The organism is Corynebacterium sp. CCM 9203 (assembly GCF_041357675.1).
Classification (GTDB): Bacteria; Actinomycetota; Actinomycetes; order Mycobacteriales; family Mycobacteriaceae; genus Corynebacterium.
Genome location: NZ_JAUERY010000001.1, coordinates 435328 through 455331 on the forward strand (window position 1 = coordinate 435328; position 20004 = coordinate 455331).

General features: G+C 57.8%; 16 protein-coding genes. 9 read left to right on the forward strand and 7 right to left on the reverse strand.

The features are described 5' to 3' along the window. The first annotated feature begins 41 nt into the window (after positions 1-41). The 3 genes from hflX to QWU44_RS01885 all read left to right on the forward strand — a co-directional run bounded on the left by hflX (position 42) and on the right by QWU44_RS01885 (position 4747). Complete coding sequence (hflX, locus tag QWU44_RS01875; RefSeq protein ID WP_370914294.1) at positions 42-1649, forward strand: GTPase HflX; 1608 nt, start codon at positions 42-44, stop codon at positions 1647-1649. Between the two features lie 153 nt (positions 1650-1802). Continuing rightward, entirely contained in the window at positions 1803-3368 is a 1566-nt protein-coding gene (locus QWU44_RS01880; RefSeq protein WP_370914007.1) for an amidase family protein, read from the forward strand. Positions 3369-3469: 101 nt separating this feature from the next. Beyond that, positions 3470-4747 carry a uracil-xanthine permease family protein gene (locus tag QWU44_RS01885; protein WP_370914008.1) on the forward strand — a complete coding sequence of 426 codons (1278 nt, stop codon included), beginning with the start codon at positions 3470-3472 and terminating at the stop codon, positions 4745-4747. Between the two features lie 98 nt (positions 4748-4845). Here QWU44_RS01885 and QWU44_RS01890 read toward each other — a convergent pair whose 3' ends face one another. After that, positions 4846-5112 (reverse strand): HPr family phosphocarrier protein, encoded by a 267-nt coding sequence (locus QWU44_RS01890; RefSeq protein WP_370914009.1) that lies wholly within the window; start codon positions 5110-5112, stop codon positions 4846-4848. 299 nt (positions 5113-5411) lie between these two features. Further along, positions 5412-6383 carry a 1-phosphofructokinase family hexose kinase gene (locus QWU44_RS01895; RefSeq protein ID WP_370914010.1) on the reverse strand — a complete coding sequence of 324 codons (972 nt, stop codon included), beginning with the start codon at positions 6381-6383 and terminating at the stop codon, positions 5412-5414. Between the two features lie 470 nt (positions 6384-6853). Here QWU44_RS01895 and ptsP point away from each other — a divergent pair, with 470 nt between their 5' ends. After that, complete coding sequence (ptsP, locus tag QWU44_RS01900; RefSeq protein ID WP_370914011.1) at positions 6854-8563, forward strand: phosphoenolpyruvate--protein phosphotransferase; 1710 nt, start codon at positions 6854-6856, stop codon at positions 8561-8563. Positions 8564-8673: 110 nt separating this feature from the next. Here the strand turns inward: ptsP and QWU44_RS01905 are convergent, their stop codons facing one another. From QWU44_RS01905 to lexA, 3 genes are all read right to left on the reverse strand, one after another. Next, the gene (locus tag QWU44_RS01905; protein ID WP_370914012.1) at positions 8674-9645 is read right to left on the reverse strand and encodes a 1-phosphofructokinase family hexose kinase; all 972 of its coding nucleotides are present in this window, start codon (positions 9643-9645) and stop codon (positions 8674-8676) included. Beyond that, entirely contained in the window at positions 9642-10421 is a 780-nt protein-coding gene (locus tag QWU44_RS01910; RefSeq protein WP_370914013.1) for a DeoR/GlpR family DNA-binding transcription regulator, read from the reverse strand. The genes QWU44_RS01905 and QWU44_RS01910 overlap by 4 nt, the downstream gene beginning before the upstream one ends. A gap of 436 nt (positions 10422-10857) precedes the next feature. Then, entirely contained in the window at positions 10858-11529 is a 672-nt protein-coding gene (lexA, locus tag QWU44_RS01915) for a transcriptional repressor LexA (RefSeq protein WP_370914014.1), read from the reverse strand. Positions 11530-12075: 546 nt separating this feature from the next. Here lexA and QWU44_RS01920 point away from each other — a divergent pair. After that, complete coding sequence (locus QWU44_RS01920; protein WP_370914015.1) at positions 12076-12285, forward strand: hypothetical protein; 210 nt, start codon at positions 12076-12078, stop codon at positions 12283-12285. A 92-nt stretch (positions 12286-12377) separates the two neighbouring features. Then, positions 12378-12833, forward strand: coding sequence for a transcriptional regulator NrdR (gene nrdR / locus QWU44_RS01925; protein WP_370914016.1), 456 nt, complete (start codon positions 12378-12380; stop codon positions 12831-12833). A 27-nt stretch (positions 12834-12860) separates the two neighbouring features. Here the strand turns inward: nrdR and hrpA are convergent, their stop codons facing one another. Next, positions 12861-16781 carry an ATP-dependent RNA helicase HrpA gene (gene hrpA / locus QWU44_RS01930; protein ID WP_370914017.1) on the reverse strand — a complete coding sequence of 1307 codons (3921 nt, stop codon included), beginning with the start codon at positions 16779-16781 and terminating at the stop codon, positions 12861-12863. 87 nt (positions 16782-16868) lie between these two features. Then, complete coding sequence (locus tag QWU44_RS01935; protein ID WP_370914018.1) at positions 16869-17843, reverse strand: hydrogen peroxide-inducible genes activator; 975 nt, start codon at positions 17841-17843, stop codon at positions 16869-16871. Between the two features lie 170 nt (positions 17844-18013). Here QWU44_RS01935 and QWU44_RS01940 point away from each other — a divergent pair, with 170 nt between their 5' ends. From QWU44_RS01940 to QWU44_RS01950, 3 genes are all read left to right on the forward strand, one after another. Then, positions 18014-18610 (forward strand): peroxiredoxin, encoded by a 597-nt coding sequence (locus tag QWU44_RS01940; RefSeq protein WP_370914019.1) that lies wholly within the window; start codon positions 18014-18016, stop codon positions 18608-18610. Beyond that, positions 18611-19135, forward strand: a complete 525-nt coding sequence (locus tag QWU44_RS01945) for a carboxymuconolactone decarboxylase family protein (protein WP_370914020.1) — start codon at positions 18611-18613, stop codon at positions 19133-19135. It abuts the gene before it with no gap. A 204-nt stretch (positions 19136-19339) separates the two neighbouring features. Beyond that, complete coding sequence (locus QWU44_RS01950) at positions 19340-19996, forward strand: response regulator (protein ID WP_370914021.1); 657 nt, start codon at positions 19340-19342, stop codon at positions 19994-19996. The last annotated feature ends 8 nt before the right edge of the window (positions 19997-20004 follow it).

A 20004-nucleotide genomic window follows, 5' to 3' on the forward strand; every position in this document is an offset into this window, starting at 1 on the left:
CTCGGGGATCAGGCTGGGGAGACCCCGTGCCCGGTAGCTTTATGCAACAATGGACGATAATGAATGAACGAAATAATGATGACCTGCTCGCTGCCGCATTCAAGGACCATCTCGGCGGCTATGCCCCCGACGACGGTGGAGTTGATCCCGCTGCTCGGCCCTCTGTGGAGACAGACCTAGAGTCCGTTCGTCATGGTGCATCGAGCGTTGATCCGGGTTCCGACGCCCAGCAGCCGACAACCGGTGAATTGGATCTTGAGGCGCGTACGAGTCTCAGGAATCTCACGCGTGGAGCGAATATCCACACCACCGAGCAATCGGACGGCTATGACGTCGAGTACCGGAAGCTCCGGCTGGAACGGGTCATCCTCGTCGGAGTCTGGACGGAGGGGACAACCTCCGAGATCGAGGCCACGATGGCGGAACTCAAAGCACTCGCCGAGACTGCTGGCTCAGAGGTAGTCGACACGGTCTATCAGAAACGCGACCGTCCTGACGCCGGAACATTCATCGGGTCAGGAAAAGTACGAGAGCTCAAGGAGATCGTAACCGCCACGGGTGCTGACACCGTGGTGTGCGATGGTGAACTCTCATCGGGTCAGCTCATAGCCCTCGAGAAAGCTCTCGACGTGAAAGTGATCGACCGCACAATGCTCATCCTCGATATCTTCGCTCAGCACGCGAAGTCGAAGGAGGGTAAGGCACAGGTTTCCCTGGCGCAGATGGAATATCTGATAACCAGGGTCCGAGGCTGGGGTTCGGCGCTTTCTCGGCAGGCGGGTGGCCGGGCAGGATCCAACGGAGGGGTCGGGCTGCGTGGTCCGGGTGAGACCAAGATCGAGACGGATCGGCGTAGGCTGCGCCAGGACATGGCCAAATTACGCCGGGAACTCTCTGGAATGAAGACATCCCGGGACGTGAAACGCGCGAAGCGGCGCAATTCCACGATCCCCCAGATAGCCATCGCCGGATACACCAATGCTGGTAAATCTTCGTTGATCAACGCGATGACCGGTGCAGGTGTTCTGGTCGAGGATGCTCTCTTCGCCACCCTTGATCCCACAACCCGACGGGCGGAACTCGCGGACGGGCGTGGTGTGGTGTTTACGGATACCGTTGGATTCGTTCGACATTTGCCCACCCAGTTGGTCGAAGCATTCCGCTCGACACTCGAGGAAGTCGTTGAGGCCGATCTCGTCCTGCACGTCGTCGATGGAGCTGATCCGTTCCCGCTCAAGCAGATCGAGGCCGTAAACAATGTCATAACCGAGATCATCCGTGAACTTGATGTTCCGGCGCCTCCGGAGCTGATCGTCGTAAACAAGATCGATGCTGCGGATCCCCTGGTGATTGCGGAACTTCGGCATGCTCTCGATGATGTTGTTTTTGTTTCCGCCCTGACCGGCGAAGGGATTCCTGAATTAGAGCAAAGGGTGGAGGCTTTCCTCAATTCACTTGATGCGCACGTCAAACTCAGTATTCCATTCAGCCGAGGGGACGTTGTCGCGCGCCTGCACGAACAGGGCACCGTTCTTTCGGAGACCTATGGGGAATCGGGAACTCTTGTGGATGTACGGTTGCCGCAGTCTGTGGCAGCCGAGCTGGCGGAGTTTACCGCTCCTGATGACACCACCACAGCGGTGATGTAGTTGCCGGAAGATCACGGGACAGTCGACCAGCGAACAGTATCCCGAGGTAGCGGGTAGAAACGTAGTTGGTTGCGGAGACCTCTCTGGCTTCAGCGTCAAGCGGTTCCCCGTTCCGGAAAGAAAGCCAAAACATCCCCAGAAATGAGCTGGATAATGCTTACGATTACCAGAGTCGTTGCCGCGGTCATAGCGATCAGTGTCATTATCGTGAGTGGCGTCATCACCTATAACGTCCTCAGTCGGGGCGACGGATCCCTTCAGCGTCGAGTGGACGGTGATTTCGCTCTGGATGAGGAGACGAACACCTATGCTGGTCAGAGTGAGGTCGACTATGCGCCCTTTGACACGATTCTCTCGGAGTTGAGCGACATTAGGCGCAATGAGATTGCCAGGGCTTTCGAAGGACGGGATCTCATGGGCCGGGCGCAGTCCCGCCGAAACCTTGGTATTACCAATACTGAGGCGCTCGCTTACTATGTCGCCCAGATAAAGAAGAGCAACAGTTACTATCGAGCGGTGCTTGATCTTGATCCCGGTGCGATTGAGGTAGCGGCCGATCTCGATGCCAAGGGCGTTGGTCCCAGTGCCGAGTCTCCGTTACGGGGTGCGATTGTTCTGGTCAAGGGAAATATTGCGGTTGAAGGACTTCCCAATGACTCCGGTTCACGGGCACTTCACTCTGCTGTGGCGGAACGTGATTCAGAGCTGGTCGGTGGACTGAAGAATGCGGGTGCCATTGTCGTGGGCCGCACAAACCTCAGTGAATTTGCTAATTTCCTCACCCCGGATGGGCCCAACGGATTCAGCGCCGTAGGTGGTCAGGCACTGGATGCCCGAGACCCGCTTAACCGGGACCCGTCCGGAAGTTCCACAGGGTCGGCAACAGCGATCGCACTCGATTATGCTGATCTGACATTCGGTACGGAGACCCAAGGCTCGGTGATTTCACCGGCGGTGGTTGCCGGGGTCTACGGAGCAAAAGCGGGGCATGGAGAATGTGATATCAGGGGAATCGTTCCCATCGATGACCGTGTCGACTCTCCCGGGGTCTTCGGTAGAAGTGTCTCCGATCTTTCTATCGGGTTTCGGGCGGCCTGTGGAATTGAACCGCAGCGGCGCTCTGAAGCCGAGATTAGGGTGATTGACATGGGCCTTGATCCTGTCCTCATCGAGGCCCTCGGGAGAAACCGCATCTCTGTCCTGGAACCGAGTCCTGAGCTGCAGCAGAGTATCGAGGAACTCAAAAATCTGCCATTCATCGACGCACTTGTCGCAGGCGTCGGCCCGTCGATGGAGACGTATTTCGCCGATAACCCGTCAGGACGGCTGACTGACCTGCAGGATCTCGTCGAATATTATCGCCAACATCCTGAGTCCGCCCCCTACGGACACAGCCTTCTGGATGAGGGGGTGAACCCGCCGATGAGTTTTCGGGAATCAGCGGAGGTTCTTGAGCGTGCACGTACGATCGTCGGAAAGATGCGGGACCAGGTTGCTGCGCAGGGCGCTGTGGCCCTCGTCGGCAGAGCTGTCGGATTAGCGGATGTCACGGCTGGTGGTGCTGCACGTGTGACGATTCCCCTTATTCCCGTTACACAGAACCTCGCTGTTGATGTCTTCGGAAAGTATGCGGTGACAGTCGATGCCGTCGACACGGACACCGCAGCAGTCATCGAAACTGCACGGAGGATCGAAAATGCCCGCCCCTTCGACAGATAGTGGCTGTCGATAGATCTACCCCACCCTGAAAGCTCACTTAACGTTGCCTGGGGGTGGGGCAGATTGCTTGCAAGGGTCGTCGCGGCGGATAATGGCACGTTGTGAGTCAAATAATCGGATGGACCGTCCATGGTGACGGCAGAAAAATCAGCCCCGGCGCAGTCGTCAACCCTGATGAGAGGCTGAGTTGGCCGCGCACCATCGGGATCGGCATGCAGCATGTGATCGCCATGTTTGGTGCCACACTTCTCGTTCCCGCCCTGACCGGTTTTCCAGTCAACACGACCCTTTTGTTCTCTGGATTGGGAACCATTCTTTTCCTTGTGATCACGCACAACCGACTCCCCAGCTATCTGGGGAGTTCATTCGCTTTCATCGCGCCCCTCATTGCCACACAAGGAGAGGGGATCGGTGTCCAACTCGGTAGTATCATCGTTGCGGGACTCGTGCTTGCTGGTGCGGGAGTCATCGTTAAGGTTGCGGGAAAACGAGTCCTCGATGCAGTTATGCCACCTGCGGTTACCGGTGCCATTGTCGCATTGATCGGGTTGAATCTTGCGCCGGTCGCAGCATCAGATTTTGCGACGCAACCCGGCGTCGCAGGCGTTACTCTCGTCGTAATCCTCCTTTGTTCGGTAGCTGGTCGTGGAATGGTGGCACGACTGGGAATTCTCATTGGTGTCATTGTCGGTTGGGTGTTCGCGGCGGTCACCGGGCAGCTCCGCGACGGAGCTGCGGAAGCGGTTCAGGCAGCTAATTGGATCGGTACCCCTACTTTCCATGCCCCTTCATTCCAGTTATCTGCGGTACTGGTTACGCTGCCCGTGGTGATCGTATTGATCGCGGAGAATGTCGGTCACGTCAAAGCAGTATCGGCGATGACCGGTCGGGATATGGATGATCTCGCGGGAGATGCGCTGATCGCAGATGGTCTGGCCACCACACTCGCGGGTGGCTTCGGGGGTTCTGGTACGACCACCTACGCCGAGAACATTGGAGTTATGGCAGCCACCAGGGTGTACTCCACGGCTGCCTACTGGGTGGCGGCCCTCACTGCGGTGGCACTTGCGTTCATCCCCAAGTTCGGTGCGTTGATCAACACGGTTCCCGGGGGCGTCATGGGTGGAGCCACCATTGTGCTCTATGGTCTTATCGGAATGCTGGGGGTTCGGATATGGCAGGATAACCGGGTCGATTTCAGTAATCCCGTCAATCTCATGGCTGCGGCAGTGGCGATGATCGCTGGTATCGGTAATCTCACCCTGAGTGTGTTCGGACTTGAGCTTCAGGGGATTGCCTGGGGTTCAGCCGGAATTATCATCGTATATCCGGTTCTGAAGCGGCTCTACCAGCGGATAGGCGAAGGACAATTCGTCTGACATCCTGATTTTGTTTTTCATCGAGCATGTGAAATGACCCCGTCACGGTGAGGTGCGGGGTCATTTCACGGTGCCTTCGGCACCGGGGTTGAATCAGATCAGGCGTCGAGGTCCTTCTCGATCAGAGCCGCGATCTTTTCCACGGCCTCCGCGTTCTCCGAGGTGACGGTGACACGGTCTCCGGAGTTCGCTCCCATGGCCATGATCATCATGGAGGATGCGGCTTCTGCCGGATCCTCGTCTTCTTCGCCTTCGAGGGAGAGGAAAATATCCTCGTCGAACTCAGCGGCCGCTTCGGCGACGATGGTTGCAGGGCGGGCGTGGAGTCCGACGGAGGATCCGACGGTAACGGTCTTGGAAGCCATGTGGCAGTCCTTTCTTACCGCGTGCACGGGGCACGGGCGAAGTGGGTCCTTAGCTGTGTGTGAACCCCTGCCGTTCACGGGGAGACGGAAAACAAATCTGACCCTGTATTCGGAGAGGTACCGGGTACAACAATACGCATTGGATAGCGATGATCGCCACAATCGGGTGCATCACGTTGTCCACGACACTATTGACATCATCCTCTTCGGTGAGGTCAGGCCGGTTTTCCGGATTGCTGGCGGGGTAATCGCATAGACCGGGCATTAGGGTGCTCCGGCAGCAGATCTGTGATCTTGAATCAGCGGTATACGCGTACGAGGCCCGGATCTGGGGTAATCATTCCTGGAATTGGGATCGAGGTACCGGGTAGTGACGCTGCTGCGGCTCCGAGTGCTACGGCTTCGGCGAGAGCCACAGGCGGAGTTGCGCCACGCGATTCCGCCATCAGGTACCCCGCAAGCGTGCAGTCGCCGGCCCCTACCGTGGAAACAGGTTTCACAGTAGGCGAGGGCGTCGTCCAGGCCCCCTCTGTGGTCACGAGTACTGCTCCGGCGGCTCCCAGCGTCACAAGAACTCTCTCCACTCCATATCCCAGAACCTGCAGCGCTCCGTCGACTGCCGGTGAAAAATCTCCGACGGTGGCCGAACGTTCTATCTTCGTTCCGTCGATACCGGTGATCTGTCCGAGTTCGTGTCCGTTGGGTTTGATGAGAGTTGGTGCTGGTGCTCCGTCACGAATTCGGTCCGCGAGTTCCAGTAGCGGACGATCTGAGGTGTCAACCGCGACAGGAACCTTAGGGAAGGTCTCTCGGACTAGTCCGAGAAGGTGCTGATACCAGCCATGTGGAGCTCCGGCCGGTAGCGAACCGCTGAGCACGACCCAGTCTGCGGCACCTGCGGCGATGATGAGCGCCTCTTCAACTGCCTTGACCGCCGAAGGAGATAATGGATTACCCGGGCCATTGAGTTTGGTCGTTGTACCATCGGGTTCCGTGATCGTTGTGTTCGTCCGAACGGAGAATCCACCGCGAATAATGCGATACGGGACTCGTGTGCGTGCCATGAGACGAACAAACGTACCCTCTGACGGTGCCGGAAACAGAGCCAGGGTGGGAACGCCCGCTGAGTGACAGGCATGGGAAACGTTGATTCCTTTTCCCCCCGGCGCCTGGGTCACCGATGCCAGTCGCTGTACTTCCCCGGGCTGCAGGGGTGCCGGAAGACTCAAACTCAGATCGATGCTGGGATTCGGGGTGAGGGTGAGAATCAACGGGGAGACCTTATGTTGGATCGGTAGACGCGCGAAGCGGCCGACAGTTAGGACGAAGCGTCATCATGCGGCAGCAGGTTGTTCAACGGATACTCACGGGATTCAGTCATGACCGTTGTGATAAACGGGGATGTACCGTGCGGACCGGGAATTTCGGAGCGTTCTGTTGAAGTTGGAATAACCGTAGCAGGGGGTCCGGGTAACTGTTTTAACGGGTTCGGGCTGTTCTATCCATGATGTCCTCACCGTGGACGAGGACGTCGCGGCTCCACTTCTGGTGATATCGGGGGTATGCGGGCAGGAATCCCGAAATTAGTACGGATACGGTGGTGTTTCCTTCGTTCCCGGTGTCGTATTCTGCCCGATTTGTCCCGTTCGCATTTGTGAAAATGTGGGAACTCACAGCGTTGTTGTGTGCCGGGTGGTATCTTCGAAAGCACTGACGTAAAAGTGAGGACAGGGGATAGAATATGGAAAATGTGACAGAAGACACGAAGGACTTTGTCCTGCACGGTACGGCGGTCGTACCGGGGATCCGGTTCGCCAAGGCTGTGTGGATCAAGCCGCGCCCGAAGCTTCCGCAGGCGGGCGCCCAGGTCAGCGAAGATCAGCGTGACGCCGAATATGAGCGTTTCGTTGCGGCAGCGGATGCAGTTGCGGACCGTCTCGCTGATCGCGGCGAACGCGCTGTTGGAGCTGCCAGCGAAGTCCTCAGCGCGACTGCCGGCTTGGTTCGCGACCGTGGATGGCGTAAGGCCGTGAAGAAGAACACGGCTGCCGGGCATCCGGCTGACTATGCCGTTGTCGCCGCGACGACCAAGTTCATTTCGATGTTCGAGGCGGCGGGGGGAATCATGGCGGAGCGCGTCACTGATCTGCGGGACATCAGGGACAGGACCATCGCACAAATCCGAGGTGAGGATGAGCCTGGTCTGCCCGAGGTTGACGGGGAGGTTGTGCTCTTTGCTGATGATCTGTCACCTGCTGATACCGCAGCGCTCGATACAACGATGTTCACAGCTCTCGTCACCGAACTCGGTGGTCCCACCAGCCATACCGCGATCATCGCCCGTCAGCTGAATGTCCCTTGTATCGTTGCTGTCGGAACGGATCTGAACAAGATCGGGGCGGGAGAAATGGTGCTAGTTGACGGCGTTGAGGGAACCATTGCGGTTGGGGTTGAACCTGATTCGGCGAAGCGCAAGGTTGCTGAGTCCAAGGCACTCGCAGAGAAGGTCGCGCTGTGGCGTGGCCCGGCGAAGACCAGTGACGGGCACCGGGTACAGCTCTTGGCTAACGTCCAGGACGGTAAGGCTGCCGCTACGGCCGCCAAGACCGAAGCCGAGGGTATTGGCCTCTTCCGTACCGAGATGTGTTTCCTTTCCGCAACCTCGGAGCCGTCAGTGGAGGAACAAGCTGCTGTCTACACTAAGGTTCTCGAGGCCTTCCCCGAGTCGAAGGTTGTCGTTCGTTCACTTGATGCTGGATCGGATAAGCCTGTCGCCTTCGCCACACTCGCTGATGAAATGAATCCGGCGCTAGGTGTTCGTGGTCTACGGATCGCTCGGGCAAACGAGGGGTTGCTGATCCGCCAGCTCGACGCTATCGCGTTGGCGGCGGACAAACTCGGACGAGGCGAAGGTTCCCCGACCTGGGTGATGGCTCCGATGGTTGCCACTGCGAAGGAAGCGAAATGGTTCGCGGGTCTGTGTGCCGAGCGTGGCCTTACCGCTGGCGCGATGATTGAGGTGCCCGCTGCAGCTCTGATGGCCGATAAGATCATGCCGCACCTGGATTTTGTGTCCATTGGTACGAACGATCTCACCCAGTACGCGATGGCCGCTGACCGGATGTCACCGCAACTTGCCTACCTCACTGACCCATGGCAACCCGCTGTACTCCGTCTGATCAAGATGACCTGTGATGAGGGGAAGAAGACAGGTACACCGGTTGGTGTCTGTGGTGAAGCTGCTGCGGACCCCATGCTCGCCTGCGTCCTGACGGGCCTCGGTGTCAACTCTTTGTCCGCTGCGTCGACTGCTCTTGCAGGTGTCGGTGCGCAACTCGCTGAGGTTGATTTGGCGACGTGTGTCCGTGCCGCTGAGGCTGCACTTGCTGCGGAGGGGGCAACTGCCGCGCGTGAGGCTGTACGAGACATCATTCCTGCACCAGAGGTGTAGGCGCGGATTCTTTTCACTGAGAAGGGTCATCCCACTACCTTTCCGGTAGTGGGATGACCCTTCTTGCGCTTTCCTGGGGAGACAGAATGAATGGCAACAGGTGGGGGGACTTAGATGTCCAGTGGAGTGCAGGTGACGTCTCTGGTTCGGACGATATCTGGTGTTGGGAGACCACAATCCGGGTCTGTACCAACTGCCACAGCGTAGGCTAATCCGACGGAGAGGCATTGATCAGGCTCTGCACCAGTGGTTTCCGCCATGAGATAGCCGGCGACTAACTTCTCGCGGAAGTGGGAGCACTGCCTGGCTACTGCTGTTGGCACGCTTGCGAGCCAACCTGAAGTGGAACTCACCGAAACCGCCCTGTCTGGAGGGAAACTGATCAGTACCTCGGAGACCCCGGAATCAAGCAAGGGTTTGACTGCGTCGATGACATGTGAAATCTCCCCGCTCTGGAGTAGCGAGGTGATATCGGTTGATGTTGGTCCGGGAAGTAGATTCGAGATGTCTTCAGGATTGAGTGAGAGTAGGGTGGGCGTTATCGCGGATAGTTGCCGGATGATTGCGCGAAGTGGATTTCCGGAGGTAGCGACAGAGGTCCGGACGCCGGGATGGTACAGGGAGAGCGCGCGGATAACGTCTACGTACCATCCGTTCGGCGCGACATCTGGAAGCGGACCAGCCAGCACAACCCAGTCCGCCTTTTCGGCACGGCTAACTGTGAGGTCTCGGAGGCCCGCGAGTTGAATTGCGTCTAAGGGCATTGCCGGATCGAGGAACTGCGTGCTTTGGCCACTGGAATCCCTCACTGTGAATCTCGTCTGGATAGGCCCCGCGACTGGAACAAAGTCATGCGGTAGCCCGAGTAAACTGATCATCCGAAGATAGTGGCTGATCTCGGGAGCGGGAAAAATAGCGTGGACGGGTGAACCGGCGAGGTACGCGGTATGTGCAATGGTCACCCCTGAGCCGCCGGGATAGGTGTCCACCCTCTGAAGGCTCAGCAGATCTCCACCCGTGATGGGGCTGTCGACGCTACCCGAGCGTTCGAGTACAGGGGTTGGGGTAACCGTCAAGATCATTCCGCGATCACGACCTCTATGTTCCGGTCGCGGAGGGCATCGACGAAGGAACGAGGGGCGGCTGAATCCGTGATCACGACATCGATGTCATCTGTGCTGGCGAAGCTGACCATGTAGTCGCAGCCCATTTTTGTAGCGTCGCAGAGAACGACAACCTTTCGGGCGTTGATGATCATTGACCGCTTGACCGCTGCTTCTTGACTATCCGCCGTGGACAGGCCGTGATCCAGGGTGAGGGCGTTTGTCCCGATGAATGCTACGTCTGCTCTCATGAGTGCGAGGGTCCGTAGCGCGGTGTCTCCGACCACCGCCTGAGTGATTGAGCGAACGGAACCGCCGAGTAACTGGACCTCGTCGAGCCCCGCCGAGGCCATTTTCAACGCAATGGGCAAGCAGTTTGTGACGATCGACCAGCGCGGTGCCATGGGATGCCCGGAAATGAGATCGGCGAGAGCTGCCAGCGTCGTACCTGCGTCGAGGAACATTCCCCCCTGGGGTTCAGGAAGGTAGTCGAGTGCGGCTCGGGCGATAGCGGATTTCGCCGAGGAAGCACTCTTCGCTCGAACATCGACGGCCAGTTCGGCCGTCTGAAAATTCTGACTTGCGACCGCACCGCCGTGCACCCTGTGAACGGTTCCCTCGTTATCGAGTACGGCAAGATCACGGCGAATGGTTTCTGCGGTCACGTCGAAGCGGTCCGCGAGTTCCGTGACATTGACACGACCTTCTACCGCGGTCAGCGAAGCGATCTGCCTACGGCGTTCTTCTGCGTACATGGATCCTCCTTGGTGCACGGCAGAAACCAGTCGCGATCGGGAGATAGTCCGGTTTCAGAAACATCAGATGAGTGAATATGCATCTGGTTGTTGGATTTCCCGGATACGACGCTGAGGGTGATGGTCTGCTGCCGGTGTTTCGGCCTGCTTGTTTACCTAACTGCCCCAGTGTCCCATAAAACCGAAACAACCGGACGGAAAGGGGCGCTATCGGGAGATCAAAACCACAAATCCACAGGCTTCGAAGGTGTCATCGTGACGAGAGGGCGACCTGAATGCTCAAGGTAGTTGCATTTCACGGCATATTTATGGGATTTAAGCGTCAATCCTGTGAACGCAGGCTACTGATCGGAGAAACAGACACTAACCCCCCGATCGTGTGTAGCGGTCGGGAGAGGGGGAGCATCGAATGCAGCGTCTTACAGTGCTCTCCGGGTCAGAGCTTGCGGATAACGGAGACCACTTTACCCATGATCTCCGCGTCGTCACCGTTGATCGGAGAAAAGGCGTCGTTTCGGGGGAGTAGCCAGACTCCGGAAGCGTCGCGGTGGAACTCCTTGACGGTTGCCTCCCCGTCAATCATTGCTGCGACGATCTCGCCTTGTTCCGCCACGGGTTGCCTGCGAATAATCACCCAGTCCCCATCAAGAATCGCCGCGTCACGCATGGACTCACCCACTACTTCAAGCATGAAGAGCTCGCCTCCACCCACGAATTCGGTGGGGAGCGGGTAGTACTCCTGGATATTCTGTTCCGCGAGGATCGGACTGCCTGCGGCGATAGCCCCCAGTGCCGGAATCATACTCGTTTGCGCCTGTTCGCCGTTGTCCGGATGCCCGATCTTCTTCCGCCGTTGCTTCGTCGGGCCAGGCATGTGACGCACGTCGACGGCGCGTGGTTTGTTGGGGTCGCGCCGGAGAAAGCCCTTCTTCTCCAGTTCTTTCAACTGATAGGCCACCGATGACGTGGACTGCAGCCCAGCCGCGTCACCGATCTCCCTGATGCTCGGTGGATATCCCCGGAGCACCACAGCATCCCGGATGACTTCGAGGATCCGGCGCTGACGGGGGGAGAGCTGGGACGGATCTGGTTTGTTGACTGTGGGCATCGGGACTCCTGGTCTGTTCTGTCGGGATGGATTTTCCGCACCGTGGTGGCTGGGCAGACCATCGGGTGTGGGATCTTTGGGCTTCGACCTCTGGAAGATCCCCGAGATCACCCGTGTTGCACCAGCCGGAAAGGCGGGTCATTTCCGGGGCTCTGGGAATGGTTGAACTGTTCGGTATCGCAGCGTGGATGCTGCACCCCACACTACATAATTTCGAACGATTGTAACACGGGTGTTCGAAAATCATCTTCAAGCTCTGGACAACGTTACGGCGAGATGTTATAAATCGAACATAGGGTCGACATAGAACATGTGGGCGACGTCGGTGTTCGATTGCTCCAATGTCGAAAATCAGTTGTTTTCAGTGCTGGAGGTTTAAAAATGAAGGTGAAGAATGACATGATTCATGCAGGTAAATATGCTTTTCCGTCGCACAGTACTTCTGCTGCTCCCGTCTCGGTCTGGAGTGGGGGTTGCCGTTCGTTGGGGTCCTCGTCTGGCTACAGTGTTCGAAAAAATCGATCTGATTTTAGAACATCCTGGCCAATGGGAGAGTTGGATGACGAGGGGGTGGAACCAGGCAGCGGCTGGGCCGTGGGGCGTGATGTTGAACGGGGTGCCGCTCTTCGCACTTACGCTGCTGGAGCACTCGTCGGTGGTGCGTTGTTTTTCGGTCTGCTCATCGCGGTGCCTGATGGCGGTGAGCCATCGGTCCAAGTGCCGCACTCGACGACAACCGTCATTTCGGGGCGTTGAGGTTCGATGGCGGATCGCCGGTCATCGGTGCGGGCATTAGACTGGAGAACACCGGTCTGGTCCGGAGCCCCGAGTTTGATGAGGATGACACTGTGCACTGCCCCTTCTGCCACCAGTCCACTTCCCGAGTGATCGACTCGCGCACAATCGATGGAGGATCTGCAGTGAGGCGCCGACGGGAATGTAGTAACTGTCATGGGCGCTTCACCACCGTCGAAAAGGCCGTTTTGATGGTTGTAAAACGGAATGGAGTGTCTGAGCCGTTTAGCCGGGAGAAAGTCATCACAGGTGTTCGCCGCGCATGTCAGGGACGGGACGTTTCGGATGACGCGTTAAAACGTCTCGCCCAACAGGTTGAGGAGACAGTTCGTCAGCACGGCAGCTCACAGGTTCCTGCGAACACCATTGGACTGGCTATCCTCAAACCGTTGCGGGAACTGGATGAGGTTGCTTATCTTCGGTTTGCATCGGTCTACAAGTCGTTCGAGTCTGCCGGAGATTTCGAATCAGAGATCAGGTTGATGCGCCGCCGATCACGAGAACATTGACATCGACCGGGGCGATGGGACGTTTCATCACCGTAGTGCATCAACCGCTTTCTGGATACGTCGGAAACTGATCGGGTGCGGAGTGCCCAGGCGCTGTGCGAACAAGCTCACCCGGAGTTCCTGGATCATCCACCGGACTTCTTTCGCCTCAGATGCTCTGGCTCGGCCTGGGGGGAGCTTCTTCAATTTCGCTTCGAGATAATCGACTGCCGACTCCACGGTATCCTGATTATCCGCATCCCGATCGGGGTCGTGTCCCATGGCGTCGAGTCGGATCGCCATTGCCTGAAGATAACGCGGTAGGTGCCGCAAATGACGGATGCCATGTATGGAAACCGCATTCTGAGGGAGCAGGAAGTCGAGCTGAGCACGCATGTCATCTATTGCGTCACCGGACCATTCGGACAATTCATCCTTGACCCGGTGATAATCAACTAGACCAGGTGCCAGACTTGTAACAATCTCACGGACCGTACGCGGTATCTCGGGTGCAATCCGGGCGACGAGATCTCGGAACGCTGAGGGGGTACGGACTGGGCCCCCCGCGGCAATCAGAGTGTCCCTGATTGCCGCGATTCGGGCGTCGTTGATGAGTCCGTCGGCGCCTCCATGAGGATAGTTCTCCACCGCGACTCTTTGTCTGAGGGGTAGTCCCTTGAGCATCTGTTTTGTCGGGACCCGGATCTCTCGCATTAGCAAAGTGAGGGTGGCGGTAAGCATGGAGGAATCCGCTGCTTGTCTCGTCGGCATCACACGCACCGCAACCCCGTCGGGGACCGCGACGAGTGCCGGGTATGCGGTCACCTCCTGGCCGTCGACTCTGGTCTGGATCTCCGATGCGACTTCTCCGATGCTGACTTCGTCCCAGCTCTTGGAGATAGCGCGCTGGATGTCCTCACTGACTCGGTTGACGGACGCGGTGATCTGTTCAGCGTTACGATGCTTGAGGGATTTGAGATCCCGATCTCTGTCGATGACGTCTCCGCGTTTGTCGACAGCAGCGTAACTGATACGAAGATGTTCTGGGAGTTTCTGGGGACGGAAATCGGTGTCATTGATACCGGTTCCTCCGAGTTGTCTGAGAGCATTCGCGAGTTGCGTGTAGATACTCCCTTTGTACGGCTCGAGAAGAGGTATCGCGCGTTCGGCGAAATCCGGGGCAGGTACAACCGTCCGGCGCAGTGCTTTCGGGAGCGTTCTGATGAGTTCGGTCACGAGCTCGCGTCGGACACCGGGAACAAGCCAATCGAAGCCGTCATCGGAGACGCCGGCGAGTAGCGGTACCGGAATACGGACGGTGACACCGTCATCCGAGGCGCCGGGTTCGAAATGGTAGGTGAGGGCGTAGTTGATATTCCCCTGCCTCCAGAAATCCGGGAATGCTTCTTCACTGACATCGTGAGCTTCTTCGTTGATGAGAGCATCGGGGTCGAAATCGAGGAAATCAGGGGTTTCCCGCTGCTTCTTCTTCCACCATGAGTCAAAGGTTCTCCCAGTGGTCACGGTGTCCGGGATACGTGCATCATAGAAGCCGAAGAGCGTGTCTTCGTCGACTACGATGTCGCGGCGCCTCGCTTTATCCTCGAGTTCCACTGCGTCGTCGAGCATCGCACGATTGTCGTGGAAGAACCGGTGGTGCGTCGTCCAATCGCCTTCGATGAGTGCATGCCGGATGAACATGTCTCTCGCTGCACCCGGATCAACCCGGTGATAGGTAACTGTACGGTCGGCGATGATCGTCACGCCGTAGAGAGTTGATTTCTGGTGCACCATCGCTGCGGTCCGCTTCGCTGACCAAAAGGGCTCGGAATACGAGTGCCTGAGCAGATGCGGTGCTGTGCGTTCCACCATCTCGGGTTCGATGCGGGCAGCGTCGCGGGCCCACAACCTTGAGGTCTCGACCAGTTCTGCTGCCATGACGAACTGAGGTGGTTTCTTTGCCAGAGCAGACCCTGGGAAGATCATGAATTTGGTACCTCGTGCCCCCTGGAACTCGCGGGAATCACCGATCCGCATCCCGATGTGGGAGAGGAGACCTGAAAGAAGTGCGGTGTGGATGGATTCGGTATCCGTCTTCGTGGCGACATCCGTGTTTGCGATCCACCCGAATTGTGTTGAGATAGTCCGGAGTTGGCGGACCAGATCAAACCATTCCCGGATGCGGACATAGTGGAGGAACTCGCTCTTCATCCGTTTACGGAAGGCGTTCCCCGTCAATTCGTTGCGGGTTTCATGGAGATAATCCCACAGTTTGAGATAACCGAGAAAATCTGATCCGGTATCCTTGAACCTTGCGTGTGCCTGATCAGCCTGAGCCTGGTGATCGAGTGGACGTTCCCGGACATCCTGGATGGTCATGGCTGCGACGATGACGAGGACGTTGTGGAGACATCCGAGCCGTTCTGCCTCGACGAGCATACGGGCCATTCTTGGATCGACGGGGATACGTGCGAGCTGCCGACCCACCGGAGTGAGTTGCGGAGCACCGTTGTCCTCGCCATCGGCGAGTGCGCCAAGTTCGTGTAGGAGAAGCAGACCATCACGAACAGCCCGATTGTCCGGTGGTTGGATAAACGGGAACTCAGTGATGTCTCCGAGTCTGAGTGCCGCCATTTGGAGGATGACGCTGGCTAGATTTGTCCGGAGAATCTCTGGGTCGGTGAATTCCGGGCGTGATGTGAAATCTTCCTCGGAGTACAACCGGATGGCGACGCCATCCGCGATGCGGCCGCAGCGCCCGGAACGTTGTTTCGCCGACGCTTGCGAGATGGGTTCGATCGGGAGACGTTGGACCTTGGTGCGGGCTGAATACCTGGAGATACGGGCGAGCCCGGTGTCCACCACGTAGTGGATTCCCGGTACCGTGAGGGAGGTCTCTGCGATGTTGGTGGCGAGGACGATACGCCGACCTCGATGGCTGGAGAACGCTCGGTGCTGCTCCGCGTTGGAAAGGCGCCCGAACAAAGGCGTTACCTCGACCCCCCGCCAGCGCCGTCCCTCGATAGTTTCCATCGCATCGCGGATGTCGCTTTCGCCAGCGAAGAAACAGAGAATGTCCCCTGGGCCGATGGCCATGAGTTCTTCGAGGGCTTCCACCAGACCGTCCAGGGGATCCTGATCGATGACTTTCCCCTCGACTTCGAACTCAAGGGGGCGGTAGCGGATCTCAACGGGGAACGTCCTTCCGGAGACCTCGATGATCGGGGCGGGATTGCCCTTGGCATCGCAGAAATGCTTGGCGAAGGCCTCTGGAGCGATGGTCGCCGAGGTCACTATAATCTTGAGATCCGGTCGTTTGGGAAGAAGCTGTTTGAGATATCCCATCAAGAAGTCGATGTTGAGGCTCCGCTCATGAGCCTCGTCGATGATGATGGTGTCGTAGGCGTTGAGGTACCGATCGCGTTGCATCTCCGCCAGGAGAATACCGTCGGTCATGAGTTTCACTGACGTGGATGCTGAGACTCTGTCATCGAAACGGATCGCATAGCCGATCGCCTCGCCTACTGTTTGACCGAGTTCGTCGGCGATGCGTTCGGCGACGGTTCGTGCGGCCAAGCGACGTGGTTGGGTGTGTCCGATAAGTCCGCGACGGCCGCGCCCGAGATCCAGACAGATTTTCGGGATCTGGGTAGTTTTTCCCGAACCCGTCTCGCCAGCGATGATCACCACCTGGTTGTCGCGGATCGCGGCGGCGATGTCATCGCGGCGTGCGGTGACGGGTAGTTGCTCGGGGTAGGTGATCTTCGGGATCACGGCCCGTCGGGTCGCTAGTCTGATGCGTGCCGTATCGATGTCTCGTGCGATGGCCAGGAGGGCTTTGACGGAACGGGCCTTATGAAGGCGTCGGCGGAACGTACGCTCGTCGGCTATCGTCACCTCATCGAGGCGCCTGAGGAGCTCCTTTTTTGATGGAGGGGTGGCGTGGGAGTTGGAATCAGTCGTTGTCATCACTAGCCGTTCATCTTAACCGGGGCATGCGGTGGGAGTGTGGTTGGTTACGAATGCGCGACTGTCGACGCTTTTGGAGTCCGTAATTCAGAGCGCAGAAGGGACCATAGAAGGGAAGGGAGATTCCGAGATGGTTTCCCGGTATGCCGAGCGGACTATATCTCCGAGCTGATGGAACTCGTCTCGTCTGGCGGAAGAGGAACGGTAAGCGAGACCGATTGTTCGGTGGGCGTCCACCCCTGGTCCGAAGCGGGCGACCGACAGGCCTGGGCGGTTGCATTCGAAGGGAACTGAGCTAACTGGGACAAGTGTGCTTCCGAGTCCCCCGGCGACGCACTGCATCACCGTCGACAGACTTGCTGCTCGTGTGGTAGCGGCGCCGGGGCCGGTGGGAGTGGGGGAGAGGTCACGATTCCGGCAGAGGTTGATGATCTGATCTCGGAGACAGTGACCGTCATCGAGAAGGAGCAGATCGAGTTTCTTTAACTCAGAGAGAGTTATGTCAGCTCGCCCCGCCATCGGGGATGAGGACGGGACGACGATCGCGAATTCCTCGTCGTAGAGAGGCGTCGCGGTGAGTCCGCTCGCAGTGACGGGGAGCGCGACAACGGCGCAGTCGATCTGTCCGTCCCGTAGCTGCTCGAGCAGGTGTCTCGTCTGGTCCTCGATGATGCACGGTTGGAGGTCAGGTAGTTCCGATGCGACGTGGTGGAGAAGATTCGGGAGAATGTAGGGGGCTACGGTGGGAATCATCCCGAGTGTCAGCGGCCCGGCGAGGCTTCCGCAGGCACCCCGCGCCATGGCGAGGAAGGTTTCGGCCGCGTCCAGGGTTTCTTTCGCAGAAGGCAGTAGCTTCTCGCCTGTCGGTGTGACGATGACCTTGCGTGTGGAACGCTCGATCAACTGCACTCCGAGTCCGGTCTCGAGCGCGACGAGTGCCTGGGATAAGCTCGGCTGCGAGATGGATAATTTCGCCGCCGCCGTGCCGAAGTGGCGGTTTTCGGCGATGGTGACGAATGTGCGTAACTGGGCCAACGTTGGGCGGTACTCTTTATTGCTCACACCTATCACTATATATCAGGATTTTTAGTTAAACCTTTTGACGTCCGTGTGCGACAGGGGCATACTCGAAGGTATCCGGTCGTGGTACCGAAGGATGGGGCCGTCGAGCGGACGAAAGGCGTGTCACATACCCGTCTATCTTCAAATGAACCATCACCAGGAGGCTTTACATGGCACTACTAACCATCGGCGACAAATTCCCGGAGTTTTCGCTCACTGCGCTCAAAGGTGGTGATCTTCACGATGTGAAGGCCAACCAGCCGGAAGACTATTTTGAGACCATCACCCATGAGTCTTTCGAGGGTAAGTGGAAGGTCGTCTTCTTCTATCCGAAGGACTTTACGTTTGTCTGCCCGACAGAGATCGCGGCTTTTGGCAAACTTGATGAGGAGTTCCAGGATCGGGACACTCAGATTCTGGGCGGTTCCGGTGACAATGAGTTTTCCCACTTCAACTGGCGTGCTACGCATCCCGAGCTGAAGACTGTTCCATTCCCTATGTTCGCCGACATTCGTCACGACCTCATGCGTGCCCTCGGGGTCGAGAATGCTGAGGGGGTGGCGGACCGCGCCACTTTCATCGTCGACCCGGACGGCATCATCCAGTTTGTCTCGGCAACTCCGGATGCTGTTGGTCGTAACGTCGATGAGATCCTCCGCGTGCTCGATGCTCTGCAGTCCGAAGAAGTCTGCGCCTGTAACTGGCAGAAGAATGATCCCACGAAGACCATCGACAAGATGGATGTCCTGAAGGAGGAACTGAAGTAAATGTCGATCGATAACCTGAAATCCGGTCTGCCCGAATACGCGAAAGATCTCAAACTCAATCTCAGTAGTCTGGCTCGTAGCACTGAGCTCAGTGAGCAGCAGCTCTGGGGTACGTTCCTAGCTTGCGCTGCGGCAACACGGAACGACACCGTCTTCTCCGAGATCTCCGAGGAAGCATCGAATCATCTTTCCGATGAGGCAGTGGGAGCGGCTCTCGGTGCCGCGTCGATTATGGCGATGAATAATGTGGCCTACCGTGCCAAGGAATTCCTTGGTGATGATTACACACAGGTGAAGATGGGGCTGCGTATGAACATCATCGCCAAGCCCGGGGTAGATAAGGTTGATTTCGAGCTGTGGTCGCTCGCTGTCTCGACGATCAATGGTTGCCCCGACTGCACCATGGCGCATGACAGGACCGTTCGCGGTGAGGGGCTGACTAAGGAACAGGTATTTGAGGCGGTCAAGATTGCCGCGACCGTTTCTGGTGTTGCCCAGGCTGTGCAGATTGAGGCGGCTCGCTAGGGAACCCGGTTCACGGTTTCCGCCGCCCAGTAGTTGAAGATCCCCGATTTCACCCGATTTTCCTGGTGGAGGCGGGGATTTTCCGTGTCTGGTGAGGGTGTTCTCTGGATGACGGTGCGATGCGATTATCGGGCGAACCCGTGCGGGGGTGTTTTGACGGGAACACTGGAGTATTTCTGTATTAAAACTACTACTCTGTCATTTATGTTGATCAATGTCGCTGCAGTTGATGACCACGAAGTCGCCTTAGTCGGAATCCGGACAGTTCTGATGGACTCGGGGGAGTGCAACCTGATAGGGGGGTTTCCGAATGTTGATGCCCTCCTGGAGTGCCTCGATCAACCGGAGGCGCCGTCTGTTGATATTGTCCTGCTGGATCTCCGGCTCGGAGACTCCTCTGACCCATACAAGAACGTGGTACGGCTTCGTGAACGCGGACTCAAGGTCCTCGTGTTTTCTGCTATGGAGAGTCCTTTCTATATGCGTCGGGCACTGTTGGCCGACGTCAACGGGATGGTGCAGAAGTCGGTTGACACGGTGGAGCTCGTTGAGGCCATCAGAACTGCCGCAGCCGGAGACACCTATGCCACCAGTGACTGGGCGTCGCTGATCGAATCCGATCCACTCGCAGAGGCAATTGACCTCACTGATCGACAGCGGGAAATCCTCGTTCTCTACGCCAGCGGTATGACAGCCGATTCCGTGGCCCGCGCGATCGGTCTCAAGCCCCCGACGGTCCAGGATCACCTGAACCGGATACGTCGGAAGTACGTGGATGCAGGGCGTCGTGCGGGCAGTAAGGTCGAACTTTTATACCGTGCTCAGCAGGACGGCTACATTCGTGGTCCCTTGGACCACTGACGTGAACC

What these genes read in the sequence shown, in the direction of transcription:
- QWU44_RS01910 (WP_370914013.1), bottom strand. Translation starts at nt 10,421, where the DNA reads ATGTACGCAGAAGAACGCCGTAGGCAGATCGCTTCGCTGACCGCGGTA.
- lexA (WP_370914014.1), bottom strand. Translation starts at nt 11,529, where the DNA reads ATGCCCACAGTCAACAAACCAGATCCGTCCCAGCTCTCCCCCCGTCAG.
- ptsP (WP_370914011.1), top strand. Translation starts at nt 6,854, where the DNA reads ATGGAAAATGTGACAGAAGACACGAAGGACTTTGTCCTGCACGGTACG.
- hrpA (WP_370914017.1), bottom strand. Translation starts at nt 16,781, where the DNA reads ATGACAACGACTGATTCCAACTCCCACGCCACCCCTCCATCAAAAAAG.
- hflX (WP_370914294.1), top strand. Translation starts at nt 42, where the DNA reads ATGCAACAATGGACGATAATGAATGAACGAAATAATGATGACCTGCTC.
- QWU44_RS01920 (WP_370914015.1), top strand. Translation starts at nt 12,076, where the DNA reads ATGGGAGAGTTGGATGACGAGGGGGTGGAACCAGGCAGCGGCTGGGCC.
- QWU44_RS01905 (WP_370914012.1), bottom strand. Translation starts at nt 9,645, where the DNA reads ATGATCTTGACGGTTACCCCAACCCCTGTACTCGAACGCTCGGGTAGC.
- QWU44_RS01880 (WP_370914007.1), top strand. Translation starts at nt 1,803, where the DNA reads ATGCTTACGATTACCAGAGTCGTTGCCGCGGTCATAGCGATCAGTGTC.
- QWU44_RS01890 (WP_370914009.1), bottom strand. Translation starts at nt 5,112, where the DNA reads ATGGCTTCCAAGACCGTTACCGTCGGATCCTCCGTCGGACTCCACGCC.
- QWU44_RS01950 (WP_370914021.1), top strand. Translation starts at nt 19,340, where the DNA reads ATGTTGATCAATGTCGCTGCAGTTGATGACCACGAAGTCGCCTTAGTC.
- QWU44_RS01940 (WP_370914019.1), top strand. Translation starts at nt 18,014, where the DNA reads ATGGCACTACTAACCATCGGCGACAAATTCCCGGAGTTTTCGCTCACT.
- QWU44_RS01945 (WP_370914020.1), top strand. Translation starts at nt 18,611, where the DNA reads ATGTCGATCGATAACCTGAAATCCGGTCTGCCCGAATACGCGAAAGAT.